General features: G+C 62.5%; 2 protein-coding genes. Both read right to left on the bottom strand.

Annotation, left to right across the window (positions count from 1 at the left end; genetic code table 11):
* A partial coding sequence (locus VFA16_RS15745; RefSeq protein WP_324968718.1) for a hypothetical protein occupies nucleotides 1-433 on the bottom strand: 433 nt, incomplete at its 3' end.
* Nucleotides 434-547: 114 nt separating this feature from the next.
* Nucleotides 548-4749, bottom strand: a 4202-nt coding sequence (locus tag VFA16_RS15740; RefSeq protein ID WP_324968717.1) for an Eco57I restriction-modification methylase domain-containing protein, incomplete at its 5' end; no start/stop codon positions are given.

Here is a 4749-nt window from a genome sequence, read left to right as displayed (position 1 = left end):
CCGTCTGCCTGAGTTCGACATCCACAGCCGCGTCGGCCGGCAGGTTGTGCACGAACCAGATCCGCACCTCGCCGATCTGTCCGTCATCAAGAGCGCGGCGCAGCTCTTCCACCGCGTTGCGGATGCGGGTTGACGGAGCGTTGCCGTCCTTGCCGAGAGCCCATGCGGCGGCCCCGTGGAGCGTGGCGACCTTCTTCACCTCGACGCTCTGCCTGGTCTTGGCTTCGTAGGCCTGGATCAAGTAGGCGACGCACTGGTGCCGGTCGACGTAGAGGATGTCGATCGACTTATCGTCCGATCCGTCGGTCAGCGCGTCGTCTGCTATTACGTGGATATCCTCGGTGCCGTCGGTAGCCAGTTCAAGCGCGAACAGGGCCCGCTTGCAGTCCCCGTACCGGTCAAGATCGGTACGGGCAGCAAGCACCGCGGCCACTGTCCCCGCGCCTGATGCTGGTTGCGTCGTCACCCGAGCTCCGCCCCGTTCCGCCGCGCGGCTGCGGCGTTGGTCTGACAGATCGTCACATAATAAAGGCTCGTTGTCGCGTCGCTACGTGCCATACCGCGGGCCGCGGCCCGGTGGCGGATCAAGGAACGTTTGATACGTGGTGCCCGACGCGATGGCGGACTGTATTGCGACGTAAACGTCCATGATGAGGTCGTTGGCTACCGAACTGCCTGTCTCCGCGTCGTCTCGACGCCGGAGCGGCCGGAACGAGTGCACAATGTATTTCGCGTCATCCTCGGTCACCCCATATAGATGGAGTAGAGCACCATCAAGCTCTGCGGATAGTGCTGCACGGCGCTTCTCTATCCACTGGAATGGTATTCCAGGGTTGTTTAAATCCTGGGCGAGGGCGGCGAGATCGTGTGTGGTGCAACACAGTTCTGCCACGCGTTGAGCGAACCATTTCAAGGGTGGCTGTGCTACAGCTTTCCAATTACCGACCATTTCCGGAGTTGGCACCGGAAGCTGGCGCAAATATGTATAGGTCAGATGCGTTCCGGCGATCTTGCGTCGAACGACGAAATCGAAAACCCGGGAGGCAAATACGGCCTGAAGAAATGCGGCCGTTTCCGCCGACTGATCGCCGGCGAGCAGGATCGGCGCAGTATGTCCAAGCCCGTACGCTGGCAGGATCGTAGAAATTGCAGTTCGCGTATCTGAGGAACGTGCGATATCACGCCAAGAAACTAGCCATTTCTGCCGCCACTTCCGATACTCGAGGCGGCGCGCCACACCCATATACCGGATCGGCATACCGTTTTCATCTAATTCATTCGGGTTCTCAACATCGAATTCAGGAACCCAGTACCGTGGCATAACACTGTAATACGGGTCGGCGTGTTGTTCCGTGGTCACGCGGGGCAATGTGCCGACGGCAGCTTGGCTCGCGGTCTGCCCCTTGTACGTTCCGAAACGGTGATCATAGTGATGCAGCATCTTGGCTTCGTACAAGGGAAGATAGCGCAGCTCCTCGCCATCCTGCTTCTTACTGAAGATGTTTCCGATGAGTTTCCAGCCATCGGCTTCAAGCTCCTCACGGCGCTTGAATAAGTGCGAGTCGCCGGACATATGAAACATCGTCATGAAGGAGATGTCCCAGGGGTTCGCCTCAGGGAGGTTTTCGCCTGTAACTGGGTTCTCGCCAGCCTCACGCCACAGTACCGGTACTCGGTCGTAAATCCCGAGGACAATGGCAGCGTCACTGAGAGTGCGAAAGATAGGCAGTGTGCCGGTGTTTGGGTTCACCCTCGCGATCTGTTCGGGCGTCATCGTGAAGCTGCGCTGTTCGAGGTCCGACATGAGCCAGCAGTCGAAGGCAAACGTTGCGCGGTCCACGGGGGCCTCATGACCGGCAGCAGTCAGCAGGCAGAACCGGACCCGGTGGTCGACAGCCTTGCTGAGGATGAACCGCTCGTTGGCGAAGTCGAAGAAGGAGACCAGGGCCTTATTTCTCACGAGGTCAGAGAAGAAGCGTGAGGTGGTCTTGTCCGTGGCAATACCGGTCTGGACGACGAGCCCGAATCGGCCGTGCGGTTGGATGCACAGTCGTGCGGTTTCGGTGAACAACGGGTAGGTGTTGATGTCGCCGGTCGCGGTAAGGGGGAAACGGCCGCTGGCGCGAGTGAGGTGGCCCTCACCGTCGGCGCGCCGCTTGGCCTGAAGGTACTCTTGGTAGATGAGCCTGCCGGCTTCGCTGTCAGGCAGCGCCTCGATCAGGGCTTCCCGTTCCGCCTTGTTGCGGGCTCTGGCGATACGGGGGTCTCGCGATGCGAAGTACTCCTTCTGCTCAAGCTTCACCTTCTCCCACGGCGGGTTGCCGACGATGCAGGAGAAGCCGCCCTCCCAGCCCGTGACGTCCCCGCCATCCTCGGTGACGCGACTGCCATCGGTGTCGAAGATTTGCGGGAACTCGAGGTGCCAGTGGAAGAAGCGGTACTGCGCCTCGAGCTCCTCCACGTGCGAGGCGAGTTCGGGTGCCAGCGGTGTGCTGTCGTTCTTCAGCCGGTAATACGGCTCATTGGTGATGGCGGGGCGGCCCGGCTGCTTGAGCTGGAGGAAGGCAGCGCACCAGGTATCGGCGACCGCCTTGTCTTTTAGAAAGCTTGGGGAGGTGCGGATCTGCCGGTACCGATCCTTCTGCACGGCGACGTCTTCCAAAGAGGCGGCCGGCCTGGCCAACACCTCGCGCATCTCCTCAGCGAGCCGGTTCGCGCTGGCCGAGACCGCTTCCGACGCGTCGAACAGCGAGATGACCGCGTAGTCGGTGTCGAACCCGCTCTTACCGTTGGAATTGCGCCTTCTCGTGCCCTTTTGAACTACCTGTTCTTTCTTGTTCTGTGCCTTAAGCCACGTGGTGAGCGCCGGGTCGTCGCCCTCCAGTGCTTTAAAGGCTTCTTGAGGGATGCCTCGGTTCAGCAGGACCGGAGTCGCTCCGAGCAAGCCGTTGCCCACTTTGATCTGGGCGTCTAGGAAGGAGAGCGGACGTCCGGGCTCAATCGACTCCATCCAAAGTGCCACCTGAGCGAGCTCCACGGCCAGCGGGTTGATGTCGACGCCGTAGACGCAGCGCGCCACCACATCATGCATGGCCGCGCGCATCGCTGGCGGAGTCGGTTCCTCGCCTTCGGAACGCAGCCGCGCCAAGCGCCGAGCAATACGCCGGGCTGCGGCGGTCAGGAAGTGGCCGGAGCCGCAGGCTGGGTCGCACACGGTCACGCTAAGCAGTTCATCCGGGTCCTTCACGCCCCACGCTCTGGTTTCGGCCTCGTCGAGCACCGGTTCGAGGGCTGTATCTAGCAGTGATTCGATCAGCGCGGTGGGTGTGTAGAAGGCGCCCGATGTCTTGCGCTGGTTGCCGGCTGCGGTGGTGAGATTGTAGGTGGCGGTGCGCAGTGTGTCCTTGTTAACGGTCGGAATCTCTTCGAGCAGGGATTCGAAGACGGAGCCGAGCTCGTCGCTACCGAGGTTGCGGTAGTCGACCCGGGTGATCCGCCCATTGTTGACGAACCAGGCCAGTTGGCGGATCGCGGAGAACAGCTCGCTGTTGGATAGGTTGCAGTCGTCGAAGATGTCGAGGTCTTCGGAATGCTCGAACAGGCCGCCGAGCTGGGGCAAACCGAGCAGGCCGGTGAGATCGCGGCGGCCGGCCAGGCCTTCGAACACCAGGCGCAGGCCGTGCCAGCGGTCGCTGTGGCTAGTGCCGACACTGTGTTCGGCCAGGGCGCGCAACCGATGTGTGGAGTAGTAGGAGCGGTAGCGTTCCCGTGCGATGGTTGCAGCGGTGTCACTTGGATCGTGGGGCAGCAGCAGGGCGCCGCGGTCCTCGACGACGAAGAGGAACAGCAGCCGGTAGACCAGGCGCAGCAGGGCGCGGTGAAAGTCCTCGCGGCGCAGTTCGTTGTCGTAGAGCTTGCGTTGCAATTCCGCGTTGGCCGGCCCCGGGGTGTTCAGGAAGCCGTTGCCGAGGGTGACGAGGGCTGCCGATACTCCGTCGCGCAGCTTGTCTCTGGCCTGCACACCGGCGTTGAAGGCGTAGACGCGCCATTTTTCCAGCCAGCAGTCCTCGGGTGTTACCGCGCGCACGGCTTCGAGATCGCCGGCCGATGCGGTTGCGTCCTCCTCGTCACCGTCGGGCAGGGCACTGGTCAGCTCCAGCTCGTTGCTCTGCTCATCCTGTTCGCCGACGGCTCGCTGCGCGGGCTCGGTGACCGCGAAGCGGCTGTGGTGCAGCATGCGAAACAGCAGCTGGAACTCGAAGCTCTGTGCCCCCGAGAACATCGTTTCGAGGTCGAACTCGAGGTAAGCGGAGCCTGCTAGTGATGAGGTGTCGCGCAGCAGGCGCAGCTTGTGTCCGTTGGACACCACGCCCCACAGGGCCAGGGGTTCGCGGTTGAGGTAGTCCTGCACCACAGTGTGGGGGCGCATCCCGATGGGCCCGGTTCCGGTGGGGGTGTCAAGGTCGGCGTCCCAGGCGACCGTGTGGATCGGGATGTGAATCTCATCGCGGTCCGGCCAGAAGCAGCTGACGGGGAGTTTACGGTCGGCGATCTGCACGGCGGTGCGTTCGATGCGCAGTGTGCCAAAGCCCAGCTCATAGAACAGGGGCAGCAGCCATTCCTTGCGGGTGACCGCCGCGGTGCGGTGCTGCTCGGGGATGGCCGTCAGCTTGATCCAGCGGCCCTGCAGGGCGTCCCAGGCACGGTTGGCGGCGTCGGCGATGCTCCAGCCGGCGGGCAGGTCGTAGT

Source organism: Mycobacterium sp., assembly GCF_035653355.1.
GTDB lineage: Bacteria > Actinomycetota > Actinomycetes > Mycobacteriales > Mycobacteriaceae > Mycobacterium.
Note: the sequence above shows the minus strand (reverse complement) of the source record. Positions and strands in the feature narration are given on the sequence as shown.